At 43.9% G+C, this 26,320-nt stretch carries 12 protein-coding genes, 3 tRNA genes, 5 rRNA genes and 1 riboswitch; of the genes, 13 read left to right on the top strand and 7 right to left on the bottom strand.

Annotated elements, in window-relative coordinates:
- Positions 1-78: 78 nt before the first annotated feature.
- The 9 genes from OCU30_RS01465 to OCU30_RS01505 all read left to right on the top strand — a co-directional run bounded on the left by OCU30_RS01465 (position 79) and on the right by OCU30_RS01505 (position 10,157).
- Positions 79-2,972 (top strand): 23S ribosomal RNA (locus OCU30_RS01465).
- A gap of 129 nt (positions 2,973-3,101) precedes the next feature.
- Positions 3,102-3,217, top strand: a 5S ribosomal RNA gene (gene rrf / locus OCU30_RS01470).
- A gap of 373 nt (positions 3,218-3,590) precedes the next feature.
- Positions 3,591-5,131 (top strand): 16S ribosomal RNA (locus OCU30_RS01475).
- 69 nt (positions 5,132-5,200) lie between these two features.
- Positions 5,201-5,277, top strand: a tRNA-Ile gene (locus OCU30_RS01480).
- A 44-nt stretch (positions 5,278-5,321) separates the two neighbouring features.
- Positions 5,322-5,397 (top strand) — tRNA-Ala (locus OCU30_RS01485).
- Positions 5,398-5,720: 323 nt separating this feature from the next.
- Positions 5,721-8,614 (top strand): 23S ribosomal RNA (locus tag OCU30_RS01490).
- Between the two features lie 129 nt (positions 8,615-8,743).
- Positions 8,744-8,859: ribosomal RNA gene (rrf, locus tag OCU30_RS01495) — 5S ribosomal RNA — on the top strand.
- Together the 16S, 23S and 5S rRNA genes with 3 tRNA genes alongside form the textbook arrangement of a ribosomal RNA operon.
- A 50-nt stretch (positions 8,860-8,909) precedes the next feature.
- Positions 8,910-8,986 (top strand) — tRNA-Asp (locus tag OCU30_RS01500).
- A gap of 247 nt (positions 8,987-9,233) precedes the next feature.
- A complete protein-coding gene (locus tag OCU30_RS01505) occupies positions 9,234-10,157 on the top strand; it encodes a phospholipase A (RefSeq protein ID WP_077315271.1) in 924 nt (307 codons plus the stop codon).
- An 86-nt stretch (positions 10,158-10,243) separates the two neighbouring features.
- Here OCU30_RS01505 and OCU30_RS01510 read toward each other — a convergent pair whose 3' ends face one another.
- The 6 genes from OCU30_RS01510 to OCU30_RS01535 all read right to left on the bottom strand — a co-directional run bounded on the left by OCU30_RS01510 (position 10,244) and on the right by OCU30_RS01535 (position 20,133).
- The gene (locus tag OCU30_RS01510) at positions 10,244-11,545 is read right to left on the bottom strand and encodes a cation:proton antiporter (RefSeq protein WP_077315272.1); all 1,302 of its coding nucleotides are present in this window, start codon (positions 11,543-11,545) and stop codon (positions 10,244-10,246) included.
- A gap of 225 nt (positions 11,546-11,770) precedes the next feature.
- Positions 11,771-13,117, bottom strand: coding sequence for a lysine-sensitive aspartokinase 3 (gene lysC, locus OCU30_RS01515; protein WP_077315273.1), 1,347 nt, complete (start codon positions 13,115-13,117; stop codon positions 11,771-11,773).
- Positions 13,118-13,215: 98 nt separating this feature from the next.
- Positions 13,216-13,388, bottom strand: a riboswitch (Lysine riboswitch).
- A gap of 89 nt (positions 13,389-13,477) precedes the next feature.
- Positions 13,478-15,256: a PglL family O-oligosaccharyltransferase gene (locus tag OCU30_RS01520; protein WP_077315274.1), complete on the bottom strand. Its 1,779-nt coding sequence runs from the start codon at positions 15,254-15,256 to the stop codon at positions 13,478-13,480.
- 65 nt (positions 15,257-15,321) lie between these two features.
- Entirely contained in the window at positions 15,322-18,144 is a 2,823-nt protein-coding gene (gene uvrA / locus OCU30_RS01525) for an excinuclease ABC subunit UvrA (RefSeq protein ID WP_077315275.1), read from the bottom strand.
- A gap of 128 nt (positions 18,145-18,272) precedes the next feature.
- Positions 18,273-19,154 (bottom strand): UTP--glucose-1-phosphate uridylyltransferase GalU, encoded by an 882-nt coding sequence (galU, locus tag OCU30_RS01530; protein WP_077315276.1) that lies wholly within the window; start codon positions 19,152-19,154, stop codon positions 18,273-18,275.
- Between the two features lie 112 nt (positions 19,155-19,266).
- The gene (locus OCU30_RS01535; RefSeq protein WP_077315277.1) at positions 19,267-20,133 is read right to left on the bottom strand and encodes a response regulator transcription factor; all 867 of its coding nucleotides are present in this window, start codon (positions 20,131-20,133) and stop codon (positions 19,267-19,269) included.
- 51 nt (positions 20,134-20,184) lie between these two features.
- Here OCU30_RS01535 and OCU30_RS01540 point away from each other — a divergent pair, with 51 nt between their 5' ends.
- Positions 20,185-20,733 (top strand): single-stranded DNA-binding protein, encoded by a 549-nt coding sequence (locus tag OCU30_RS01540; RefSeq protein WP_077315278.1) that lies wholly within the window; start codon positions 20,185-20,187, stop codon positions 20,731-20,733.
- Between the two features lie 48 nt (positions 20,734-20,781).
- Here OCU30_RS01540 and OCU30_RS01545 read toward each other — a convergent pair whose 3' ends face one another.
- Positions 20,782-21,552, bottom strand: a complete 771-nt coding sequence (locus OCU30_RS01545) for a replication initiation protein (protein WP_077315279.1) — start codon at positions 21,550-21,552, stop codon at positions 20,782-20,784.
- A gap of 676 nt (positions 21,553-22,228) precedes the next feature.
- On the opposite strand from OCU30_RS01545, the gene csrD reads away from it, so the two are divergent.
- From csrD to pilO, 3 genes are read left to right on the top strand one after another with little or no spacing between them, the layout of a single operon-like run.
- A complete protein-coding gene (csrD, locus tag OCU30_RS01550) occupies positions 22,229-24,229 on the top strand; it encodes an RNase E specificity factor CsrD (protein WP_077315280.1) in 2,001 nt (666 codons plus the stop codon).
- Complete coding sequence (locus tag OCU30_RS01555) at positions 24,229-25,668, top strand: hypothetical protein (RefSeq protein WP_077315281.1); 1,440 nt, start codon at positions 24,229-24,231, stop codon at positions 25,666-25,668. The genes csrD and OCU30_RS01555 overlap by 1 nt, the downstream gene beginning before the upstream one ends.
- Positions 25,665-26,312 carry a type 4a pilus biogenesis protein PilO gene (gene pilO, locus OCU30_RS01560; RefSeq protein WP_077315282.1) on the top strand — a complete coding sequence of 216 codons (648 nt, stop codon included), beginning with the start codon at positions 25,665-25,667 and terminating at the stop codon, positions 26,310-26,312. Before OCU30_RS01555 ends, pilO begins: the two co-directional genes overlap by 4 nt.
- The last annotated feature ends 8 nt before the right edge of the window (positions 26,313-26,320 follow it).

Genomic DNA, 26,320 nt, shown 5'->3' on the forward strand with positions numbered 1-26,320 from the left:
CGAGTCTGCAACATGTATAAAAATGCAGACAAACCTTGGTGACTTTGTTCATCAATCCAAAACTTTTTTGGGTTGTATGGTTAAGTGACTAAGCGTACACGGTGGATGCCTTGGCAGTCAGAGGCGATGAAGGACGTATTAACTTGCGATAAGCGTAGATGAGGCAGTAAAAGCCACTTGAGTCTACGATTTCCGAATGGGGAAACCCAGCTGCATAAGCAGTTATCGTTGCGTGAATACATAGCGTAACGAGGCGAACCGGGAGAACTGAAACATCTAAGTACCCCGAGGAAAAGAAATCAACCGAGATTCTGGAAGTAGCGGCGAGCGAAACCGGATTAGCCCTTAAGCTTTTTATGCGTCAGGTGAAGTGTCTGGAAAGGCACGCGATACAGGGTGATAGCCCCGTAACCGGCAACGTATTTAAAGTGAAATCGAGTAAGGCGGGACACGTGATATCCTGTCTGAATATGGGGGGACCATCCTCCAAGGCTAAATACTCCTGACTGACCGATAGTGAACCAGTACCGTGAGGGAAAGGCGAAAAGAACCCCTGTGAGGGGAGTGAAATAGAACCTGAAACCGTGTACGTACAAGCAGTAGGAGCCTCCTTTGTGGGGTGACTGCGTACCTTTTGTATAATGGGTCAGCGACTTATATTCAGTGGCAAGGTTAACCGTATAGGGGAGCCGTAGCGAAAGCGAGTCTTAACTGGGCGCACAGTCTCTGGATATAGACCCGAAACCGAGTGATCTAGCCATGGGCAGGTTGAAGATTGAGTAACATCAATTGGAGGACCGAACCGACTAATGTTGAAAAATTAGCGGATGACTTGTGGCTAGGGGTGAAAGGCCAATCAAACTCGGAGATAGCTGGTTCTCCCCGAAAGCTATTTAGGTAGCGCCTCGGACGAATACTACTGGGGGTAGAGCACTGTTAAGACTAGGGGGTCATCCCGACTTACCAACTCTTTGCAAACTCCGAATACCAGTAAGTACTATCCGGGAGACACACGGCGGGTGCTAACGTCCGTCGTGGAGAGGGAAACAACCCAGACCGCCAGCTAAGGTCCCAAATTATTACTAAGTGGGAAACGATGTGGGAAGGCTCAGACAGCTAGGATGTTGGCTTAGAAGCAGCCATCATTTAAAGAAAGCGTAATAGCTCACTAGTCGAGTCGGCCTGCGCGGAAGATGTAACGGGGCTAAGTAATAAACCGAAGCTGCGGCAATATTCCTTTTGGAATGTTGGGTAGGGGAGCGTTCTGTAAGCCGTTGAAGGTGGATTGAGAAGTCTGCTGGAGGTATCAGAAGTGCGAATGCTGACATGAGTAACGATAATGGGGGTGAAAAACCCCCACGCCGGAAGACCAAGGGTTCCTGTCCAACGTTAATCGGGGCAGGGTAAGTCGACCCCTAAGGCGAGGCTGAAAAGCGTAGTCGATGGGAAACGGGTTAATATTCCCGTACTTCTTACAATTGCGATGGGGGGACGGAGAAGGCTAGGTGGGCCTGGCGATGGTTGTCCAGGTTCAAGTGCGTAGGCTGAGTATTTAGGTAAATCCGGATACTCATTAGGTCGAGACACGACGTCGAGCACCCAAGGGTGTGAAGTCATTGATGCCATGCTTCCAGGAAAAGCCTCTAAGCTTCAGATTGTAAGGAATCGTACCCCAAACCGACACAGGTGGTCGGGTAGAGAATACCAAGGCGCTTGAGAGAACTCGGGTGAAGGAACTAGGCAAAATGGTACCGTAACTTCGGGAGAAGGTACGCTCTATATAGGTGAAAAGACTTGCTCTTGGAGCCGAAAAGAGTCGCAGATACCAGGTGGCTGCAACTGTTTATTAAAAACACAGCACTGTGCAAAATCGTAAGATGACGTATACGGTGTGACGCCTGCCCGGTGCCGGAAGGTTAATTGATGGGGTTAGACTTCGGTCGACGCTCTTGATCGAAGCCCCGGTAAACGGCGGCCGTAACTATAACGGTCCTAAGGTAGCGAAATTCCTTGTCGGGTAAGTTCCGACCTGCACGAATGGCGTAATGATGGCCACGCTGTCTCCACCCGAGACTCAGTGAAATTGAAATCGCTGTGAAGATGCAGTGTACCCGCGGCTAGACGGAAAGACCCCGTGAACCTTTACTACAGCTTGGCACTGAACATTGAACCTACATGTGTAGGATAGGTGGGAGGCTTTGATATGCAGACGCTAGTTTGCATGGAGCCGTCCTTGAAATACCACCCTTGTAGTTTTGATGTTCTAACTTGGTTCCCTTATCGGGAATGAGGACAGTGCCTGGTGGGTAGTTTGACTGGGGCGGTCTCCTCCCAAAGAGTAACGGAGGAGCACGAAGGTGGGCTAATCACGGTTGGACATCGTGAGGTTAGTGCAATGGCATAAGCCCGCTTAACTGCGAGAATGACAATTCGAGCAGGTGCGAAAGCAGGTCATAGTGATCCGGTGGTTCTGAATGGAAGGGCCATCGCTCAACGGATAAAAGGTACTCCGGGGATAACAGGCTGATACCGCCCAAGAGTTCATATCGACGGCGGTGTTTGGCACCTCGATGTCGGCTCATCACATCCTGGGGCTGAAGTCGGTCCCAAGGGTATGGCTGTTCGCCATTTAAAGTGGTACGCGAGCTGGGTTTAGAACGTCGTGAGACAGTTCGGTCCCTATCTGCCGTGGGCGTTGGAGAATTGAAAGGGGCTGCTCCTAGTACGAGAGGACCGGAGTGGACGAACCTCTGGTGTTCGGGTTGTGTCGCCAGACGCATTGCCCGGTAGCTAAGTTCGGGATCGATAACCGCTGAAAGCATCTAAGCGGGAAGCGAGCCTTGAGATGAGTTCTCCCTGGCGCTTTAAGCGTCCTAAAGGGTTGTTCGAGACTAGAACGTTGATAGGCAGGGTGTGTAAGCGTTGTGAGGCGTTGAGCTAACCTGTACTAATCGCCCGTGAGGCTTAACCATACAACACCAAAAAGGTTTTGTAACGGACTCAATATGAGTACTTGAGTGTGTGAGAACGGCTTTTATAGCCACAAAAACAGCTTTCCAGATTATTGTTATGGCCCTTTGGGCGATAACAGAAAGAATTTGCTTGGCGACCATAGCATTTTGGACCCACCTGATCCCATGCCGAACTCAGAAGTGAAACGAAATAGCGCCGATGGTAGTGTGGGGTTTCCCCATGTGAGAGTAGGTCATCGCCAGGCTTTAATATCGCTTGCTTGATGAAAAATCAAGCAAGTCACCATAAAGTTTTAAATTTTTAGAATTTTATGTTGACTTTCAAAGTGTAACGCGTATTATACGCACCTCGCTTAAGTACTTCGGTACAGAAAGCCAAGCTCTTTAACAATTTAAACCTATCAATCTGTGTGGGCACTCGTTGATGATAATCAATAGTTTCTTCGGAAACAAAATTGGTTTCAATGAACTGAGTGACCAATCGAGATTAACTTCGGTTAGTCTTGGCACAGTCAATTCATTATCGTTCTGTTGGAACGATAATAGCTTTAAGATTACATGTTTGTTTTTAAACAAATATTAGTTTTGAAGTCAGTATTCATTGAGCCGAAAAAACTTTAATTGAAGAGTTTGATCATGGCTCAGATTGAACGCTGGCGGCAGGCCTAACACATGCAAGTCGAGCGGTAACATTTCTAGCTTGCTAGAAGATGACGAGCGGCGGACGGGTGAGTAATGCCTGGGAAATTGCCTTGATGTGGGGGATAACCATTGGAAACGATGGCTAATACCGCATAACGCCTTCGGGCCAAAGAGGGGGACCTTCGGGCCTCTCGCGTCAAGATATGCCCAGGTGAGATTAGCTTGTTGGTGAGGTAAGAGCTCACCAAGGCGACGATCTCTAGCTGGTCTGAGAGGATGATCAGCCACATTGGGACTGAGACACGGCCCAAACTCCTACGGGAGGCAGCAGTGGGGAATATTGCACAATGGGCGCAAGCCTGATGCAGCCATGCCGCGTGTATGAAGAAGGCCTTCGGGTTGTAAAGTACTTTCAGCAGTGAGGAAGGGGTAACGTTGAATAGACGTTATTCTTGACGTTAGCTGCAGAAGAAGCACCGGCTAACTCCGTGCCAGCAGCCGCGGTAATACGGAGGGTGCGAGCGTTAATCGGAATTACTGGGCGTAAAGCGCATGCAGGTGGTCTGTTAAGTCAGATGTGAAAGCCCGAGGCTTAACCTCGGAATTGCATTTGAAACTGGCAGGCTAGAGTACTGTAGAGGGGGGTAGAATTTCAGGTGTAGCGGTGAAATGCGTAGAGATCTGAAGGAATACCAGTGGCGAAGGCGGCCCCCTGGACAGATACTGACACTCAGATGCGAAAGCGTGGGGAGCAAACAGGATTAGATACCCTGGTAGTCCACGCCGTAAACGATGTCTACTTGAAGGTTGTGGCCTTGAGCCGTGGCTTTCGGAGCTAACGCGTTAAGTAGACCGCCTGGGGAGTACGGTCGCAAGATTAAAACTCAAATGAATTGACGGGGGCCCGCACAAGCGGTGGAGCATGTGGTTTAATTCGATGCAACGCGAAGAACCTTACCTACTCTTGACATCCAGAGAACTTTCCAGAGATGGATTGGTGCCTTCGGGAACTCTGAGACAGGTGCTGCATGGCTGTCGTCAGCTCGTGTTGTGAAATGTTGGGTTAAGTCCCGTAACGAGCGCAACCCTTATCCTTGATTGCCAGCACGTAATGGTGGGAACTTCAGGGAGACTGCCGGTGATAAACCGGAGGAAGGTGGGGACGACGTCAAGTCATCATGGCCCTTACGAGTAGGGCTACACACGTGCTACAATGGCGCATACAGAGGGTTGCCAACTTGCGAAAGTGAGCGAATCCCAAAAAGTGCGTCGTAGTCCGGATTGGAGTCTGCAACTCGACTCCATGAAGTCGGAATCGCTAGTAATCGTGAATCAGAATGTCACGGTGAATACGTTCCCGGGCCTTGTACACACCGCCCGTCACACCATGGGAGTGGGCTGCAAAAGAAGCAGGTAGTTTAACCTTCGGGGGGACGCTTGCCACTTTGTGGTTCATGACTGGGGTGAAGTCGTAACAAGGTAGCGCTAGGGGAACCTGGCGCTGGATCACCTCCTTAATACGAATGATTATTGCGATGAGTGTTCACACAGATTGATATGGTTTAGAAAGTTAAGAGCACCTTAGTGGGTCTGTAGCTCAGCTGGTTAGAGCGCTCGCCTGATAAGCGGGAGGTCGGTGGTTCAAGTCCACTCAGACCCACCAATTTCTGCTTCATGCGTTTGTTTGAAAATGAAATTGACCAAGATGGGGCTATAGCTCAGCTGGGAGAGCGCCTGCCTTGCACGCAGGAGGTCTGCGGTTCGATCCCGCATAGCTCCACCATCTTTAAGCACATTGTTGTGCAGTGTTCTTAAAAATGGTGTCTTTGTAAAAAGATACACATTGCTCTTTAACAATTTGGAAAGCTGACAAAATAATCGTATTTAGCGATAAATATGAATTATTTGTAAAAGTTCTCAATGTTTGTTGTATCGTTTGATACCAACAAACACCAAACACATTCAAGTGTTCTTGGAAAATCATACTCTATTAATAGAGTGTGTATTCAAAATTGAGTCCGGCAATATCGAGTCTGCAACATGTATAAAAATGCAGACAAACCTTGGTGACTTTGTTCATCAATCCAAAACTTTTTTGGGTTGTATGGTTAAGTGACTAAGCGTACACGGTGGATGCCTTGGCAGTCAGAGGCGATGAAGGACGTATTAACTTGCGATAAGCGTAGATGAGGCAGTAAAAGCCACTCGAGTCTACGATTTCCGAATGGGGAAACCCAACTGCATAAGCAGTTATCGTTGCGTGAATACATAGCGTAACGAGGCGAACCGGGAGAACTGAAACATCTAAGTACCCCGAGGAAAAGAAATCAACCGAGATTCTGGAAGTAGCGGCGAGCGAAACCGGATTAGCCCTTAAGCTTTTTATGCGTCAGGTGAAGTGTCTGGAAAGGCACGCGATACAGGGTGATAGCCCCGTAACCGGCAACGTATTTAAGGTGAAATCGAGTAAGGCGGGACACGTGATATCCTGTCTGAATATGGGGGGACCATCCTCCAAGGCTAAATACTCCTGACTGACCGATAGTGAACCAGTACCGTGAGGGAAAGGCGAAAAGAACCCCTGTGAGGGGAGTGAAATAGAACCTGAAACCGTGTACGTACAAGCAGTAGGAGCCTCCTTTGTGGGGTGACTGCGTACCTTTTGTATAATGGGTCAGCGACTTATATTCAGTGGCAAGGTTAACCGTTTAGGGGAGCCGTAGCGAAAGCGAGTCTTAACTGGGCGCACAGTCTCTGGATATAGACCCGAAACCGAGTGATCTAGCCATGGGCAGGTTGAAGATTGAGTAACATCAATTGGAGGACCGAACCGACTAATGTTGAAAAATTAGCGGATGACTTGTGGCTAGGGGTGAAAGGCCAATCAAACTCGGAGATAGCTGGTTCTCCCCGAAAGCTATTTAGGTAGCGCCTCGGACGAATACTACTGGGGGTAGAGCACTGTTAAGACTAGGGGGTCATCCCGACTTACCAACTCTTTGCAAACTCCGAATACCAGTAAGTACTATCCGGGAGACACACGGCGGGTGCTAACGTCCGTCGTGGAGAGGGAAACAACCCAGACCGCCAGCTAAGGTCCCAAATTATTACTAAGTGGGAAACGATGTGGGAAGGCTCAGACAGCTAGGATGTTGGCTTAGAAGCAGCCATCATTTAAAGAAAGCGTAATAGCTCACTAGTCGAGTCGGCCTGCGCGGAAGATGTAACGGGGCTAAGTAATAAACCGAAGCTGCGGCAATATTCCTTTTGGAATGTTGGGTAGGGGAGCGTTCTGTAAGCCGTTGAAGGTGGATTGAGAAGTCTGCTGGAGGTATCAGAAGTGCGAATGCTGACATGAGTAACGATAATGGGGGTGAAAAACCCCCACGCCGGAAGACCAAGGGTTCCTGTCCAACGTTAATCGGGGCAGGGTAAGTCGACCCCTAAGGCGAGGCTGAAAAGCGTAGTCGATGGGAAACGGGTTAATATTCCCGTACTTCTTACAATTGCGATGGGGGGACGGAGAAGGCTAGGTGGGCCTGGCGATGGTTGTCCAGGTTCAAGTGCGTAGGCTGAGTATTTAGGTAAATCCGGATACTCATTAGGTCGAGACACGACGTCGAGCACCCAAGGGTGTGAAGTCATTGATGCCATGCTTCCAGGAAAAGCCTCTAAGCTTCAGATTGTAAGGAATCGTACCCCAAACCGACACAGGTGGTCGGGTAGAGAATACCAAGGCGCTTGAGAGAACTCGGGTGAAGGAACTAGGCAAAATGGTACCGTAACTTCGGGAGAAGGTACGCTCTATATAGGTGAAAAGACTTGCTCTTGGAGCCGAAAAGAGTCGCAGATACCAGGTGGCTGCAACTGTTTATTAAAAACACAGCACTGTGCAAAATCGTAAGATGACGTATACGGTGTGACGCCTGCCCGGTGCCGGAAGGTTAATTGATGGGGTTAGACTTCGGTCGACGCTCTTGATCGAAGCCCCGGTAAACGGCGGCCGTAACTATAACGGTCCTAAGGTAGCGAAATTCCTTGTCGGGTAAGTTCCGACCTGCACGAATGGCGTAATGATGGCCACGCTGTCTCCACCCGAGACTCAGTGAAATTGAAATCGCTGTGAAGATGCAGTGTACCCGCGGCTAGACGGAAAGACCCCGTGAACCTTTACTACAGCTTGGCACTGAACATTGAACCTACATGTGTAGGATAGGTGGGAGGCTTTGATATGCAGACGCTAGTTTGCATGGAGCCGTCCTTGAAATACCACCCTTGTAGTTTTGATGTTCTAACTTGGTTCCCTTATCGGGAATGAGGACAGTGCCTGGTGGGTAGTTTGACTGGGGCGGTCTCCTCCCAAAGAGTAACGGAGGAGCACGAAGGTGGGCTAATCACGGTTGGACATCGTGAGGTTAGTGCAATGGCATAAGCCCGCTTAACTGCGAGAATGACAATTCGAGCAGGTGCGAAAGCAGGTCATAGTGATCCGGTGGTTCTGAATGGAAGGGCCATCGCTCAACGGATAAAAGGTACTCCGGGGATAACAGGCTGATACCGCCCAAGAGTTCATATCGACGGCGGTGTTTGGCACCTCGATGTCGGCTCATCACATCCTGGGGCTGAAGTCGGTCCCAAGGGTATGGCTGTTCGCCATTTAAAGTGGTACGCGAGCTGGGTTTAGAACGTCGTGAGACAGTTCGGTCCCTATCTGCCGTGGGCGTTGGAGAATTGAAAGGGGCTGCTCCTAGTACGAGAGGACCGGAGTGGACGAACCTCTGGTGTTCGGGTTGTGTCGCCAGACGCATTGCCCGGTAGCTAAGTTCGGGATCGATAACCGCTGAAAGCATCTAAGCGGGAAGCGAGCCTTGAGATGAGTTCTCCCTGGCGCTTTAAGCGTCCTAAAGGGTTGTTCGAGACTAGAACGTTGATAGGCAGGGTGTGTAAGCGTTGTGAGGCGTTGAGCTAACCTGTACTAATCGCCCGTGAGGCTTAACCATACAACACCAAAAAGGTTTTGTAACGGACTCAATATGAGTACTTGAGTGTGTGAGAACGGCTTTTATAGCCACAAAAACAGCTTTCCAGATTATTGTTATGGCCCTTTGGGCGATAACAGAAAGAATTTGCTTGGCGACCATAGCATTTTGGACCCACCTGATCCCATGCCGAACTCAGAAGTGAAACGAAATAGCGCCGATGGTAGTGTGGGGTTTCCCCATGTGAGAGTAGGTCATCGCCAGGCTTGAATTTAGACATAGTGCTGCGTGCAGCGTTATGGAAAAACCAGTTTGCGGAGCGGTAGTTCAGCTGGTTAGAATACCGGCCTGTCACGCCGGGGGTCGCGGGTTCGAATCCCGTCCGTTCCGCCATTAAGTTTTAAAGCCTCGTTCTTGCGAACGAGGCTTTTTTTCGTCTATAACTTTTCTATCTTATACCGTTAGCACACATTTTTTTATTAAGCCGCGTCTTTTGTATTTAATCCTAAGGATCTTTTATTTTGTGAGCAAAGACTGTTAAATCCTTGTGAATAACGTGCGTTTTTCTTTTATTAGTTCTAACCGAGTGCTAATTTAAATGACGAATGTTTCGCACCACTTTCATTATGGAGTTGAGTCAATGAGGTTGTCATACCTAGCTATTCTGGCTTCTTGTTTTATTGCTAACTTAGCTTATTCCGCACAACCGGAAAATAAGCCTGCGAGTGAAGCGAAAAGCACTACGTCATCAGATTCTTTGCTTGAGGATAGAGTAAAAGACGAGAAAAAAGTCATCGATAATCCTTTCGTTATTATGCCGCATAAAGCGAATTATTTGCTTCCCGTGACATATAACCCACACCCTAATAATAAGCCATTTAAAAAAGATAGTGATTATGCTGATGACTTGGATAAGTTTGAAGCCAAATTTCAAATTTCATTCAAAATGCCATTAGCCATTGATCTGATTAATGGTGGTGATTTGTATTTTGCTTATACTAACCAATCATGGTGGCAAGTTTATAATAAAGATGATTCCTCCCCTTTTAGAGAAACTGTTCACGAACCAGACATCTTTATGATTTTTCCTAATGATTGGCAGATTGGCGGTTTTACTAATTCTTTTTGGCAAGTAGGTGCGGTGCATCAATCAAATGGTCGCTCAGGGACACTATCACGCAGTTGGAATCGCTTATATGGCTCTATGTTATTTGATAAAGGACCATTAGCGATAAACACTAAGGTGTGGTGGCGCATACCAGAGAAAGAGAAAAAGAATCCTACAGACGCCACTGGCGATGATAATCCAGATATCACACATTACCTTGGTAATTTTGAAATTACGGGACTATATGGGGTTGGGGAGCAGCGCTATACCTTTATGTTCAGAGATAACTTGGAAAAGCAGAATCGAGCAGCCCTACAGCTAACTTGGAGTTATCCAATCCATAATAATTTACGTGCTTATGTGCAGTATTTTAATGGCTACGGCGAAAGTTTGATTGACTATGATGTCCATACTCAGCGTATTGGCGTGGGTATAGCATTGAATGATTTACTCTAGCGTTTGACCAAATAATTGGAAATAAAAAAGAGGAGCGAATGCTCCTCTTTTTTATTTAGATAAAGACGCTCACTTAGCAACTGTGCCTATTGTTCTGCGTCTATTTTGTAGTGCATATCTTTTTCGGCAATTTTTGCTTTATCTATCATCGGAGTAATTGTTGAGCCTTGAATTAAAATAGAGAAAACGACAACAGCGTATGTCATCACCAATACTAATTCTTTTACATCAATGAGTTTTTCTGGAATAACCAAAATGCCTGATGGTATTGATAAAGCCATCGCTAGAGCCAGACCTCCACGTAATCCGCCCCAAGTTAATATACGTACCGACCAAGGATTATAGTTACGAAAACGTTTAAAACCTACATAAGAGACGAGTACACTAAGGTAGCGACCGGACAGTACAAGAGGGACAGCAATAGCCATAACAATCCAATCTTCTACATGAAACTTGAACAGCAGCATAGACATACCAATGAGAAGGAACAGTACGCCATTAAGGAACTCATCGACTAGTTCCCAGAAGTGATCCAAATGTTCTTCACTCTCTTTTGAAAATCCAATAAATCGTGTCCAGTTGCCAATCATTATTCCCGAAACCACCATCGCAAGTGGGCCAGAGACATGAATTACATCTGCAAACACAAATCCTGCGGTAGGAATACCTATGGTTAACAATAGCTCCATAGAGTGGTCATTAGTGGCACTTATTAAATAGTGGAAGATTAGTCCCAAGACGAAGCCATAGACAATACCGCCAATAGCTTCATGAAGAAATAGCCCTGCGACACTGCCGAACGTCGGTGCTTCTTTTCCAAAAGCGATAGTGAATATAGTGACAAATATAACCAGTCCGAAGCCATCATTAAATAACGATTCGCCTTCAATCTGTGTGGAAATTCTTTTTGGTGCATTAAGTTTTTTTACAATGGCAAGAACAGCGATAGGGTCTGTAGGGGAGATAAGTGCGCCAAAGAGTAAACAATAGATCAGGTCGAGATGGATACCAACGAGGTTACAAAGTCCGTAGAGGCAGAAGCCGATAAAAAAGGTAGAAAAAAGAGTGGCTCCGAGTGCGAGTATAGCAATTTCCCATTTTTGATCTTTTAAGTTGGGAAGTTTTATACCGAGACCGCCTGCAAACAATAAAAAACCTAGAATGCCTTTGAGTAGAAAATCTTCGAAATTAATACTCGTCATTGTGGTGCGAGCAATTTGGGTTAGATGGAACCAGTTATTTTGCCCTGCCACTAAAATGATTAAGGATAACAACATGGAACCGGCAGTGATGGCGATAGTAGTTTGCATGTTTCCTATTTTGCTGTTGAAAAATGCAATGATCATTGCAGCAGCAGACAAGAAACATAGAGTGTAATAAACCGACATAGCTTTCTCTTATGTAACAACTTGTGAATATAAATTGTCGTTGGATGCTGTGTAAATAGCAACCGTTTTTTTCTTACAATGAGAAAGTCTAGACGATAAAGAACGTTGTTACTTAATGGTTTTAATTGTTCAGTGACTTAAGAGCCAGCAATTTAAACTGGCTCATAAGTCATTAACTTGATACAACCGCATACTCTTATCGCTCAATAATGAGCGGAAAGATCGTTACTCGAATAATTGTTCATGTAAATGTTGAATAGCTTGTTTAGCTGATGAGGAGTCCACTAGGAAACACAAGTTATGCTCACTGGCGCCATAGCAAATCATGCGCACATTAAAGTCATCTAAAGCGCCAAACACTTTTTTCGCATAGCCTTGATTATCCATGTGATTACCAATTAACGCGATAAGGCTTAAGTGATGCTCTACTTTTACCGAGCATAACGATTGCAATTCCTCGTGGACGGCGGGAGGTAATTCTGGTGCACCACCGGAAGTGTCTGTTTTATCGAGTGTGAGTGACACACTGATTTCCGAGGTAGTAATTAGATCCACTGACAGTTTATGTTTTGCGAGTATTTCGAATACTTTGGCAAGGAAACCGTATGATTGAAACATTTTTTCACTATGCAATGTAACCATTGTTTGGTTATCGCGTAAGGCTAGCGCGCGAAATTGTGGTGCACTGTCTACTTGTTTACGAATCCAGGTGCCGCCTTTCTCTGGCGCTTTTGATGAACCAACAAAGACTGGAATTCCTTGGCGTAGTGCTGGAAGTAATGTTGAAGGATGTAAAATTTTCGCGCCGAAATTGGCCATTTCTGAGGCTTCATTAAAACTGATTTCTGCAATAGGCGCGGCATTAGGCGCAATGCGGGGATCGGTGCTATAAATTCCTGGCACATCAGTCCAGATCTCTAAACCCGCCGCACCGACAGATTCAGCTATGAGTGCTGCTGAATAATCACTACCACCTCGGCCGAGTGTTGTTGTATTTCCTTGATTATCGGCGCCAATGAACCCTTGGGTGACGACGACTTGCTGTTGACAGATAGGAACTAAATGCTCATCGGCAAGCCGACGGATTTCTTCGAGTTGTGGTTCTGCTTTACCAAAGTTATCGTCGGTACGCAGCATGTGGCGGATATCAAATCGAATGGCATCAATGCCACGTTCACGAAGTATTTGGGTGAATAGGTGAGTAGACATTAACTCACCGCAGGCGACCAAGTGATCCGTCAATTTTTGGCTTGTTTGATAAGATGCGGCTTCAGATGCACTGGTAATGACATCAATAAAGTGTAAGAGCGGATCTTCTACGCTTGATGGATCATTGAGTTGTTCGACGATCGCCTGATGAATCGCGGCAATTTTTCCAATCAGGGTCGCTCGTTCTTGTGGATTCTCGATTCCGCTCGCTAGAGTAACCAGTAAATTAGTGACGCCAGAGCAAGCACTACTGACAACCAGCTTGGTGTGTGGATTGCTTTCGATAATGGTTGCGCAGCGACTCATAGCAGCGAAGTCTGCAACACTCGTTCCGCCAAATTTCGCTACATTAAATGTGCTCACAATTGATTCTCCCGTAACTGACTATAAAAGGTATTTACCTAGATTCTAAATATTGAAGAGAGGGACGTGAGCAGCAAGAGGTATGATCTTAGAAAGGAAACCTCAGAAGCTCTTCGCACAATCAATGGCGACAGTTGAAGGGATTCAGCCCATTCACCCGATAACGTTGTCCACTTGTAACGTTATCTCGGCACTACTCCCCATAAATGATTTGTTTTGGAGTAGTGGCTCCACAAAACACCTGCCTGGGTAGTGCTCCTCTTCTGTTATATGTCCATTGAACGAGTTTACACGATTAATGTCAATGGGTTTTGCATAATTATTAACTAAAAATGGTTTTTATTGCATCTTGTTTGAAGACTATTCCTTTAATGGCTTTGGCGTTGTCAGTTTTGATGATGATAAAGCTGCTGATATCGCATTTTCGTGCAAATGAGTAAAGTCGATTTTAGGAAATAAAAACTGCGCTTCATTACGTGTTTGTTCTGCCCGACTTGTGTCATTAAGTGCTTCATAAGAAAGAATTAATTTTTTATAAAAAATCGGACGTGGTTGATGTTCAATAACTGTTGGAGCCCATGTGACAAATGGCATTATATCTTCTGGTTGTTTGGTTTTTAATCCTTTTCGTAAATATAAACTGTATACATCCCAGTCGTATCTATTTTTCCAGACCGCTAAGTTAGTGACATGATTAATCATATCTGGATATTTACTCGGAGAGCGCTCAAAACGTGTTAATACGTAGTTAGTCTGTAGCGTCGTCAGCATGAAGGCACTGATGAGCACGGGAACAAGTAAAGATAAAATGCGTAATAGACGGGCAATCCAAGGATGAAATGAAAGAGACCGATAGGATAGTGACCGCTGATCAATCCAATATAGTAAGATCAAAAAGGTGATCCAGTGAACGGCTGAATGGTAAAACGGGTACTCTAATTGTGTGTGCAGCGCAATAGGAAGCAGCAGTGCAAACAGACCTAGACGAGTGCCCCGCTTAGCGTAGAGCAGACGTAGACATACTAGACTGGCCGCGATAATAATACCTATGATTGGAATAATACCGCCCTCAACTCCCCAATATATTAATTCATTATGGGGATGATCCATGGACGCGAGCCCAGGTGGATAATTAGGGTTGAGTTGATGTTGGCGTGCAGTATACAGTATATATTGAGATTCAAAGCGCCCGTAGCCATAACCTGTAAATGGTTTCTCAACCATCATGTCGAACGTTTGAGGAAATGTGTATCGACGAGGGCTTTGCAGATCAATTTTATTGGCGACAAAACCTGACATGCCTTGTTGATTCATCGAGAAAAAACCGATGCTCACACCGACGAGTATCGCAATAATCCAAGTAATAAAGCGTCTTTTAGAAGCGTACTTCTTCAAATAGGGTAGGAGGCATATAATGCCTAGTATGGAACCTAACCAGCCTGTACGTGAAGCTAATACGACTAACAGTAAAGAGCTCGTTAGTGAAGTGAGATACAGTAGCGTAGTCTGAACCCAGTGCTCGTCGTACTTTTTAGGCTGCCTTGCGAGCAGGTAACCAGACACCAATAAGCCAGTTGCAAGAAAGCTTGCCATAACATTCGGTTGGTGGAAAACACCGGATGGACGCGTAAAGTGTTGGAGTTTAGCCAAGGCTTCAGGCGCAATGATGAAATATTGATAAAGGCCAATGCCCGCCTCGATTAAACTACCGATCACTATAAACCACAACAGTCGTTGTTTTTCTCGGTTAGAAAAACGAAATTGTTGTAGGAGCCAAAAAAATAATAAACCCGCCCATAAACCGAGTAGTCTCATGGTCACCAACTCAGGATCTGAATTGTGATAGAAGATCGGAATGGTCATTAGAATGCAGGTAAGTAATAATCCAAGTGTTAATTTAGAGAAACGAATCACTTGGTTATTAGCTAACTGACAAAGACCAACGCCTAAGGCTAAGCTGATCGCAATCCAGGATGTGTCATTAAACGACAACGCGAGCCCCGATCCGCCGGGGTTTGACATAATAAAATGCATTGCATAAATATAAAGGGATGCAATGGCATAGAGGAACGGTTTGGTGAGCGGAACTTTCGGAGTTTTAGGTTCTAGATGGGTGCCGCCTAATAGCACTATCGCCATGGTTTTCTCACTGTTTTAAAAAAAGACCAGCGTGATGCTGGTCCCTTTAACGTTTTATTATTTAGTTAGTTTAACATAGGCTTTAGGAAGTGGGCTGTGTGCGACCCCGCTATTTCAGCGACTTGCTCAGGCGTGCCCTGCGCAATAATTTCTCCTCCACCTTGTCCGCCTTCAGGACCTAAGTCGACAATCCAATCGGCTGTTTTTATTACATCTAAGTTATGCTCAATGACCACGACCGTATTTCCACGATCTCGTAATTGATTTAATACGGCGAGCAGTTGCTTGATGTCATGAAAATGCAGACCTGTTGTTGGTTCATCTAAAATATATAAGGTTTTACCCGTATCGCGTTTAGACAGCTCACGAGCTAATTTAACCCGCTGAGCTTCACCGCCAGATAAGGTAGTCGCTGCTTGCCCTAAGCGGATATAAGATAAACCAACATCGATTAATGTTTGTAGCTTACGAGCAATTGCTGGCACTGGAGCAAAGAACTCTCTGGCATCTTCAATCGTCATTTCTAACACTTCATCAATCGTTTTACCTTTATAGCGTACTTCTAAGGTTTCACGATTATAGCGTTTACCTTGGCAAACATCACACGGCACGTAGACATCAGGTAAGAAATGCATTTCGACCTTGATAACCCCATCGCCTTGGCAAGCTTCACACCGTCCACCTCGCACGTTAAAACTGAAACGACCCGGCTTATAACCACGTGAACGTGCTTCTTGGGTGCCAGCAAATAATTCACGAATAGGAGTGAAAATCCCAGTATACGTCGCTGGGTTCGAGCGTGGCGTACGTCCAATAGGGCTTTGGTCAATATCAATGACCTTATCAAAATGCTCTAATCCTTTGATACGTTTATACGGCGCCGGAGTGGCTTTGGTCGCACCGTTTAAAGCGGCATGAGCAATTTTGAAAAACGTGTCATTAATCAACGTTGATTTACCAGAGCCAGAAACCCCTGTCACACATGTCATCAAGCCGACAGGAATAGACAGATCGACATTGTGTAGGTTGTTGCCTGTCGCTCCAAAAATTTGTACCAATTTTTTCTTGTCTATTGGCGTTCTTTTCTCGGGAATGGCAATGGACTGAGTACCAGTAAGATATTGTCCTGTGAGTGAGTCAGGGTTACGAATAATGTCATCGACTGTACCTTCCGCGACAACATTACCACCATGAACTCCGGCACCGGGGCCAATATCGATCACGTGATCAGCGCTGCGAATCGCATCTTCATCATGTTCGACCACTAACACCGTATTCCCCATATCACGCAGGCGGGTCAGTGTTCCTAGTAGACGTTCATTATCACGCTGATGCAAACCAATCGAAGGTTCATCAAGGACATACATCACACCAACTAAGCCTGCGCCAATTTGACTCGCCAAACGGATACGCTGTGCTTCACCTCCAGATAAGGTTTCTGCGCTGCGTGACAAGTTCAAATAATTCAATCCCACATCGACCAAAAAGGTGAGACGATCCGATATTTCTTTTAAGATTTTTTCAGCGATTTGTGCCTTTTGGCCTTCAAGCTCGAGTGTGTCAATAAACTCTAAAGAACCGGCAATACTCTGAGCCACAACTTCTGGTAGCGTTATATCATTAACAAACACATTACGAGCTTCAAGACGTAGACGAGTACCAGAGCACGTTGCACAGGCTTTGGTGGAAACATATTTACTCAATTCTTCACGCACAGAATTAGAGTCAGTTTCACGATAGCGTCTTTCTAGCGTATTGAGTATGCCCTCAAACGGATGATGTTTGACCCGTAAATCGCCTCGGTCATTAACATACTTAAATTCAACTTCGGTAGAACCAGAGCCATGTAACACGACATCACGGATTTTTTTCGGTAGTTCATTAAATGGTGTCGTTAGTTTGAATGAATAATGCTCAGCTAGAGACGTTAGCATCTGAAAATAATAAAAGTTACGTTTATCCCAGCCACGAATGGCTCCGTTGGCTAAGCTCAGTTTACTATCTTGTACTACGCGATCTGCATCGAAATATTGCTGTACTCCTAGGCCATCACACGTTGGGCAGGCTCCCGCAGGGTTATTGAATGAAAATAAACGAGGTTCTAGCTCGCTCATACTATAACCACAATGTGGACAAGCAAAATTAGCGGAGAACACTTGTTCATCACCATCTCCGTCCATTGGAGCTGCTACGACAATACCGCCGGACAGTTCTAGTGCCGTTTCAAAAGATTCAGCTAAACGTAACTGCAGATCGTCGCGCACTTTAAAGCGATCGACGATAACTTCAATCGTATGTTTTTTCTGTAGCTCTAGTGCTGGTGGATCGGAAAGATCACAGGTTTCACCATCAACTCGGGCACGAATAAAGCCTTGCGCTGCAAGGTTTTGTAGCGTTTTAACATGCTCGCCTTTTCTTTCTTTAATAATTGGGGCGAGTAGCATAATTTTGGCGCCTTCAGGCATCTCTAAAACTTTATCTACCATTTGGCTAATGGTTTGTGCTTTTAGAGGAACTTGATGTTCAGGACAGCGTGGCTCACCGATACGCGCATATAACAAACGTAAGTAGTCGTAGATTTCAGTGATGGTCCCAACGGTTGAACGAGGGTTATGCGACGTCGATTTTTGTTCGATAGAAATGGCCGGTGATAGGCCTTCGATATGATCAACATCGGGTTTTTCCATCAACGAGAGAAACTGGCGTGCATAGGCTGATAACGACTCTACATAGCGTCGTTGACCTTCTGCATAGAGAGTGTCAAAGGCAAGCGATGACTTTCCTGAACCGGATAAACCTGTTATCACAACGAGTTTATCTCTAGGAATAGTTAGGTTGATATTTTTGAGATTGTGAGTCCTAGCGCCACGTATGTCGATTTTATCCATCAGTTTACTCTATAGGTGATACCGAGATAACCAGTATTACATAGAGTGAGTTTTGTGCAAAGGTGGTACTGGATAAAAAAACAGTGCATAACATGAGTAATGCACTGTTTTTAATATTAATTATGGTCTCAGTGATTATTTTTATCTTTAAAGGTCGAGTATTTATTGAGAGCGACTGCTTTCTCATTTTTCTTATATTCATTTTCGTAGCAGTAATTAGTGGCTTCGATATACCCTTCAACACTACCACAATCAAACCGATGACCTTTGAATTTATAAGCTAACACGCACCCAGTTTGGGCTTGTTTAAGAAGCGCATCCGTAATTTGAATCTCGCCACCTTTACCCGGCTCAGTTTGTTCAATCAAATCAAAAATATCAGGGGTTAAAATATAACGACCAATGATCGCTAGATTACTTGGTGCGTCGGCAGGTTCGGGTTTTTCTACCATGTCATCAATTCGGTAAATGTTATCTTTAATCATTTCACCAGAAATGACACCGTACTTATGGGTTTCTTCTTTTGGCACTTCTTGTACGGCAACAATTGAGCAGCGAAATTGTTTATATAAAGCCACCATTTGAGCTAATACGCCTTGGTCTGGATTCACGCATAAATCGTCAGCGAGTACTACGGCAAACGCTTCGTCACCGACCAATTCACGACCGGTTAGAATTGCATGACCTAAGCCTTTCATTTCACGCTGGCGTATAAAAGTAAATGTGGCTTTATCCATAACATCACGGATATCAACTAATAACTCTTCTTTGTTCGTTCCATTGATTTGATGCTCTAGCTCATAGTTTTTATCAAAATGATCCATGATGGAATGCTTACCACGACCAGTCACAATACACATACCATCTAAGCCAGCTTGAATGGCTTCTTCGACGCCATACTCAATAAGTGGCTTATTAACGACTGGCATCATCTCTTTTGGCATCGATTTTGTTGCTGGTAGAAAGCGTGTTCCATAGCCCGCAGCGGGGAAAAGGCATTTTTTAATCATTATGAAGACCTATTTCTTGAGTTGTTTGAAAAGTAATACTTAACGGTTATTTAATGATAGCAAAAAATAGGTAAGCAAAGAGCTTATGGAAGAAAAGCCAACAGCGAGCGGCTTAGTTGATAGTATTTAAATGATACTTTGCCCATTCCATTGCTTGTACACGATTCTTAACGTCTAATTTACGATAAATATTATACAGATGAGATTTAACGGTACATTCGCTGATGCAAAATCTATCGGCAATTTGTAGGTTACTTTGTCCTGAAGTGAGCTCTCGCAGCACTTGTGATTCACGCTGGCTAAGATCGGTTCCTGTTTTTACTGGATAGGGATGCGTTGTTTGGTAGTGATCCAGTAGCTGATGACAAATGTCGATAGGAATGACCATTTTTCCTTGCTGAATATCGCGTAAACCCGCCGCAATCGTGTGCCGGTTGGTTCGTTCATAAAAGAGTCCACGTAGTCTTCCTAAACATAACAGTGTTTCAGTCCGTATAGAAATAGGCGCATTATAAATAACGATATCGAGGCCAGTCGGATTTATGAGTATTGTTGATAGCGTCTGATGAATGTGTAGGTAAGACTCATAGTCGATGATCAAGGTGCAATGATCAGGTACACGGTTATAGGTCAGCTCATTAAGCGAACACCAATCAATATGGCCGTCAATTTCAGAGACCACCTCAGTAATGAGCGTATCTAATGGTGAGTTGTAGCGATGAATAACGGTAAGACAATTGGCATAGTCAGTGGAAAGCATCGTCTTCTCCTTGTCGGTGACTTCAGAGACTATGAGCTCACCATGTCCAGAAAGGCGAGAATCCATTTTGAGGTTTGCGATTAATATTAGGAACTTGCCTGAACCGCTTTGCAACATCGCAGGAATGTTTAGATTTGGTTCGCAAATGTTCTTCGCACAGAGTGAATGATTATCACCAAGGTTCACAATAGTCAGTGATTGGTCAGGACTCGAAAGCATGATATCCTACCAAACTACATTTCATTCTCACAGTTGAAGACGGAGCAGAACATGGCAAGCCGTGGTGTGAACAAAGTAATTTTAATTGGTAACTTAGGTAGCGATCCTGAAGTTCGTTATATGCCAAATGGTGGTGCAGTTGCAAACATCACTCTCGCAACGTCAGATTCATGGCGTGATAAGGCAACAGGTGAGCAACGTGAAAAGACCGAATGGCACCGTGTGGCTCTGTTTGGTAAGCTTGCTGAAATCGCAGGTGAGTATCTGCGCAAAGGCTCTCAAGTTTACATTGAAGGTCAACTGCAAACGCGTAAATGGCAAGATCAAAGTGGTCAAGATCGCTATACAACTGAAGTCGTTGTGCAAGGCTTTAATGGTGTAATGCAGATGCTTGGTGGCCGCAATGGTGGGGCACCACAGCAAGGTTCTGGCATGGGAGGTCAACCCTCTCAGCAAGGTGGTTGGGGACAGCCGCAACAGCCTGCACAGCAACGCCAGCAACCTGTACAGCAGCAACAGCAGTCGGCTCCGCAAGCGGCGCCACAGCAACCACAGTATAATGAACCACCAATGGATTTTGATGACGACATCCCATTCTAATTGGCCTCAGAGTACAATGAAAAAAGGTTCGCATAGTGCGAACCTTTTTTATTTTTGTCTTTTAATATATTTACTATCCATATGTTTCTTTATGTATTGATTGACGCGAATTCTTTGTTCGCGTGTTTTTGTCGAAATAGTAAATTTGATTTTTTTAACCATTCTCTGATGTCGGATATACTCTACTTCAATATTAATATCCGTCAATAAGTTAATTTCTTCTAATGGTTTACTGAGCACTCTTTCTTTAAAATGTTGCCAACTACGTAGTGTATTTTCTAAAGCGAAAATTTGACGAAGTGTGACGACATCAACAATCATCGTTTTTCTTCCCTGCCAAGATTTACATATCTCATAAAGATGAATCGAGTAATAGCTTGTCAAAAAAGCAATATTAATGAAATTATATTGATTTAATGACGTTGTAAGATCTTCAAGGTGAGCGAGGTAGCGTTGTTCTAATCCAACTTCGATTTGATTATCTGAAAGAGAGGTAACATGAGTAATGGCAGGTATAGGAGAAGACGTTGTATCATTGGTAATAACTAACGGAACTTGCTCTAATGTCTTTAATGCATTTTGAATGCCGATGAAGTTATTTGACTGAAGCGTCAGTCCAATGGCTTGGCAATAATCCTTTATATCTATTTTGATAATGTTATTTTCATTGTGCTTTAGTAATGATATGCAATAACTTAGTATTTTATACTGATTATAAGATAGCTTACATTTATATGATTTGTTATTAAAAATGCTTTTATCAATAGTTTGATTGCGGATTTTAATCACATTGATAGGGGGAGGCATTTTATGTGTCATTGAATGATGGCCATTATATAAAAGTGCTAGTAATGTAAAAAGTAAAGACAAGTTGTAAAAATAGTAATGAAAAAGATAACTCTGCTATTTATTGTTAATATATTATGTCTTTTTATATATTGTTTAATTAAATGCTGAATATTTTTTGGATTTTTAATAAACAACATCGCTCTATCATAAAAAAAATCATAGGGGTATACAAGATGCTTAAAATGGTTTTTTGTTTAATAAAATAACTTATTTATTATATATTTCATTGACTTGTAATTATTTGGGCGCACAAAAATTAACAATGAAGTACGCGATTTATACCAGTGGAATTGCTTATTGTAGCCGTAGTTACACGTTCGAGTTTAACTATGGCTATACAAAAAAATATATTGTCTATGTTTACGTGTCAGTGAGTTAAGTGAGAAAGCGTGTACATGCTCAGTATCTAATATGGATCTAGTATAATCATAGATATTATTTGTTATGTTCATGATAGTGAATATAGAGATAATAAAGTAGTTCAGTTGGTCGGTGAACGTGACATAAGGATATGAGCAACGTGTTGGATTGATTTAAGTTTTCTGTTCAATAAAAAACCACTAAAATATAGAATCATTATATACTGACAGCATAAAGCCTACACTATTGATTTCTTATAGCATGAACGAAAAGGACTGCCATTTTCATGAGGTACACCCCAACACTGAAACTAAGTACTCGCTTAGTTGCTTTTGTGACCGTTATCGTTATCAGCGCGATGTTTATCTTGTTCGTAGGAGGCGCTTTATCTTTTCAGCGTTTGGGTAAAGAGTATGTTCATCATTATTTAGAAGGGGTGGTGGATGTACTCGATAATGAAATGAATGATCCTGATGCCGTCTATTCGATGCAACGTTGGATGCCGAAGATGCTGCAAGCGAGCAGTATCGTTGAGATGAAACTATTATCTCCATCGGGAGTGATTTACCGCTTTAAAGACACATCAAACCGTGTTCCCAAGGAACGTCTTTATTCAGAGGTATTACCACTGAAAGGCCATAAAGACTATCGTGTTAGCTTTAAAATAATACCTCCGTATCATGGTTATAGTTACTCGTTTAGCGCGATGTTTTCTATTACTTTTGCAGTCTTGCTCGTGGTGTTCTGTTTACTTCGAGGGGTGAAGTGGCTTAAAGAGCAACTCATGGGCTCTGAGTTACTTGAAGAGCGAGGCAGGATGCTGTTAGCGGGTCAAGTAGAAAGGTTTGCTAAAGGTGATGAAAGGGAGTGGCCATATACCGCCAGTGAAGCCTTAGATAAATTGATCGAAGAGCTACAAGATGCCCGCCAAGAGAGAAGTCGATTTGATACTTTTATTCGTAGTCAAACCTTTTTAGATCAGCTAACTGGGGCGGCAAATCGTATTTTATTTGATAATAAGCTGGAGGCGGCATTACAGGAAAATGGCGCTCATGGTGGCGTTATTATGTTATCTATTCACGATTTAGATATGGCGCGTGAGGATAATGATCGTCAGGAAGTCGACAATATCATTATCAACGTTGGTCAGTGCCTATCAAATGTTATTGCTCGTTACCCTGATGTCATTCTGTCGCGTTATTATGAAGAAGTCTTTGCGGTATTTTTACCTCATCAGTCTTCTAAAGATGTCGCATACTCTGCATCCCAATGCTTAAAGCTGTTAGAAAAATTAACTCCGCCTTCGCCACTCGATAAAGAGAATTGGTTTCATATAGGTGTCACCATGTACAACGAGGGCGAGAAGCGTGGCCGTATTATAAATGAAGTGGAAACCGCATTAAAAAATGCACAGTTGCAAGGCATGAACTCATGGGGACGTTTTAAAAAATTATCGAAACCTCATGAAGAAAGAGGCAGTGTGCGCTGGCGTTCATTGTTAGATGAGGCGCTTAAGCCAGACAATATTATCTTATATCAGCAACCCTGTTATTTGCTCGATGAAAACCGTGAGACAGTGCTACATCATCGTGAAATCTTTGCAAGAATTGATGATCCACAGCAAGGGATTATTAAGGCTTCTCGTTTTAGTGCCGCGGTGGAAATGGTCGGTTATGAAGGGTTTATGGATCGGTCTGTGATTAGACGTATGCTGACATTTTTACAAACCTCATCGAGCCAAGATCATTACTCGATAAATTTAAGTGTGCTGCCTTTCGCAGATAAGCGGTATGTGTATTGGTTTAGAGATGAACTGATGCAACAAACCGCCGCTATCCGTACCCGATTATCATTTGAATTTTCGGAAGGACATTTAGTTAAGCATCTTGATTACATGAGACCAGTTCTACGTATGATTCATGGTTTGGGATGCCAAATTGTTATTGGACAGGCAGGGAGAACGATAGTAAGCACTCACTACTTGAAGGACGTTCCTGTCGACTTTTTAAAACTGCATCGCAGTTTAATGAAAAATATTGATCAACGACATGAGCATCAATTGTTTTTACGTAGCATGCTTGGAGTGTGTAGTGGTACAGCAATTCAAGTCATCGCGTTGGGGGTCGAAGCGCAATCTGAATGGCAGATGCTACAATCACTAGGTGTTAATGGTGGGCAAGGGCGCTTGTTTCATGAAGAAAGCCCATTAATTCCTAACCGCGTAAAAAAAACCAAACCTGAATCTGTCGTTAAGCTTGGGCGACGTAATCGATGGCGAACTAAATAATGAATATTGATGAGCTTAAAAAGAAAATAGCAATAAAGCGCTCAGCTAGCCCCAAAATTTACGCAGTTATTCAGCCGGATGCGATTTATTTTTCAGGCCCGCAATTTGATGCAGATTCTTCGCAATACCCTTTAGAGGGTCGAGAGGTTGTTCAAGCTTTGATTGAGGGGTTGAAGCAAGCAGAATGTAAAGGCTCGCTTGTGGATGTGACGCTTAATGCGAGCCTCTATCAAAGCTTTCAAATCGATAAGCCAAATATTCCAGAAAGTGAGTGGCCGGCAGCGTTACCTTTTTTACTTAAAGATCAGGTTCGAGATAAAGCGACTGACATTGTCGCGGATGCCTATGAAGTGCCGAACAATAAAGTGCAAGCTTATGTCGTAACGAAAGCATTTATTTTAGAGCTGCATCAACAACTCACTACGGTGGGGTGTTCGTTAGGTCGTGTTTTACCTGAACAAGAAGTTTGGCCGCACTGCGATAGTGAGCTTACTCATTTTTTATTGTTACAAAGAAGCGCTGGGAGCGGTTTTAAATTAGAAGCCTTTCATGATAAGCGTTGTATTTTTCAACGTACGTTACGTGGCATAGAGGCTCCTATTACTGATAGTCCGAGCGAGATTTTGCAACTTGAAGGACTTGCTTTAGAGCTGCAGCGATCTACGGATTATTTGTCTTCACAAAATAGGCAAAAATCTCTTCATGTACTCAAGGTATGTTGTGATGAAGAAAATAATCACAAAATTGTCCAGACATTAAATGGCAGTTTGAGCATCAAAGCGTCATTAATGAGTGAACACTTCGCTTTATCTGGAGATGTTCTCTTAACTGGTGTTGAACATACCCCTGATTATGCTCTGAACTTATTTCAAGAGCATCTTAAACCGACCAAAGATTTATTCACTTTAAATAAGATTGTGAGCACATGTGGCGTTATTGCGTTGCTGATGAGCGCGTGGTTTGCTTATGAGCAGTTTCAATTGTCTCAATTACAACAGCGGCTCAGTAATGATAAAGCAATCTATGCACGTTTGGTTCAAGAACGTAAAACACTAGAAGAAAAGGCAAAAAGTCATAAGCCATCCGCAGACAAAATTGCCCAAGTTGCCGACACTAAAAAGCAAATAGATAAACTACAGTTTTCATTGGATGCGTTGCAAAGCGTTGAGCCGAGTCGTCTGCAAAGTTATGCCGGGGTATTAGAGGGCTTCGCTGACATCACCACTAACACGATTTCTATTAATCAAATATCCATTAGTGGCGGGCAGTTGAGTGTTCAAGGCTTTGCGCAAGAAGCAAGTGATATTCCCGCGTGGGTCGAAAGTTTTAAAGAAGAGTTTCATCTTGTGGGACGCACATTCGAGAAGTTACATATCTCTCGAGATGGGCAAGGTCACCTTGTGTTTAGATTGAGCACTAAGAAGGAGTCAAAAAGGTGAACGAGAGATGGTCGCAATTAAGTAGTTGGTTTAATGGCAGGCTACCGCGCGAGAAAATTCTTATCGCGATAGGCGCGGTCACAGGTGTGTTTTTTATTTTACAAGCCTTGCTGCTCGACAAGATCGATAGCGCACTGACTCTCACTCGCCAACAGCTTCAGGAGGCGGATTTAAACAATATTCGTACTCAAAATGATATTACAGTATTGAAAAAAAAGTTAGCAGTTGATCCAGATACCAAGATTAATCAAGAGTTAGAACAAGTTGAGAAAAAATATTCTACGCTTAAAGCACAATTGGCGGAAAAAAGAAAAGCCATGGTGTCACCGACTCAAATGACAAGCTTATTGCAACGCGTTTTAAAAAGTAAGCAAGAGTTAACGTTGATTTCTATGGAATCTTTGCCGAGTGAGCGCCTAGGTAGCAAAACAGACATGGACGTAGAGCATTATTATTTGCATCCCATACGCATGGAGTTTACAGGTGATTATTTTTCGGTTCTTGATTATCTACACGCGATCGAGTCATTGCCAGTGAAATATTACTGGCGACGCTTTGACTATAACGTGGCTTCCTATCCGCGTGGTCGGGTTGCTGTTGAGGTGTATACCATTGGAACAAAAGAAGAGTTTATTGGTGGTTAAGGCGGCTA

It is taken from the genome of Vibrio palustris, from assembly GCF_024346995.1.
In the GTDB taxonomy this organism is placed as follows: domain Bacteria; phylum Pseudomonadota; class Gammaproteobacteria; order Enterobacterales; family Vibrionaceae; genus Vibrio; species Vibrio palustris.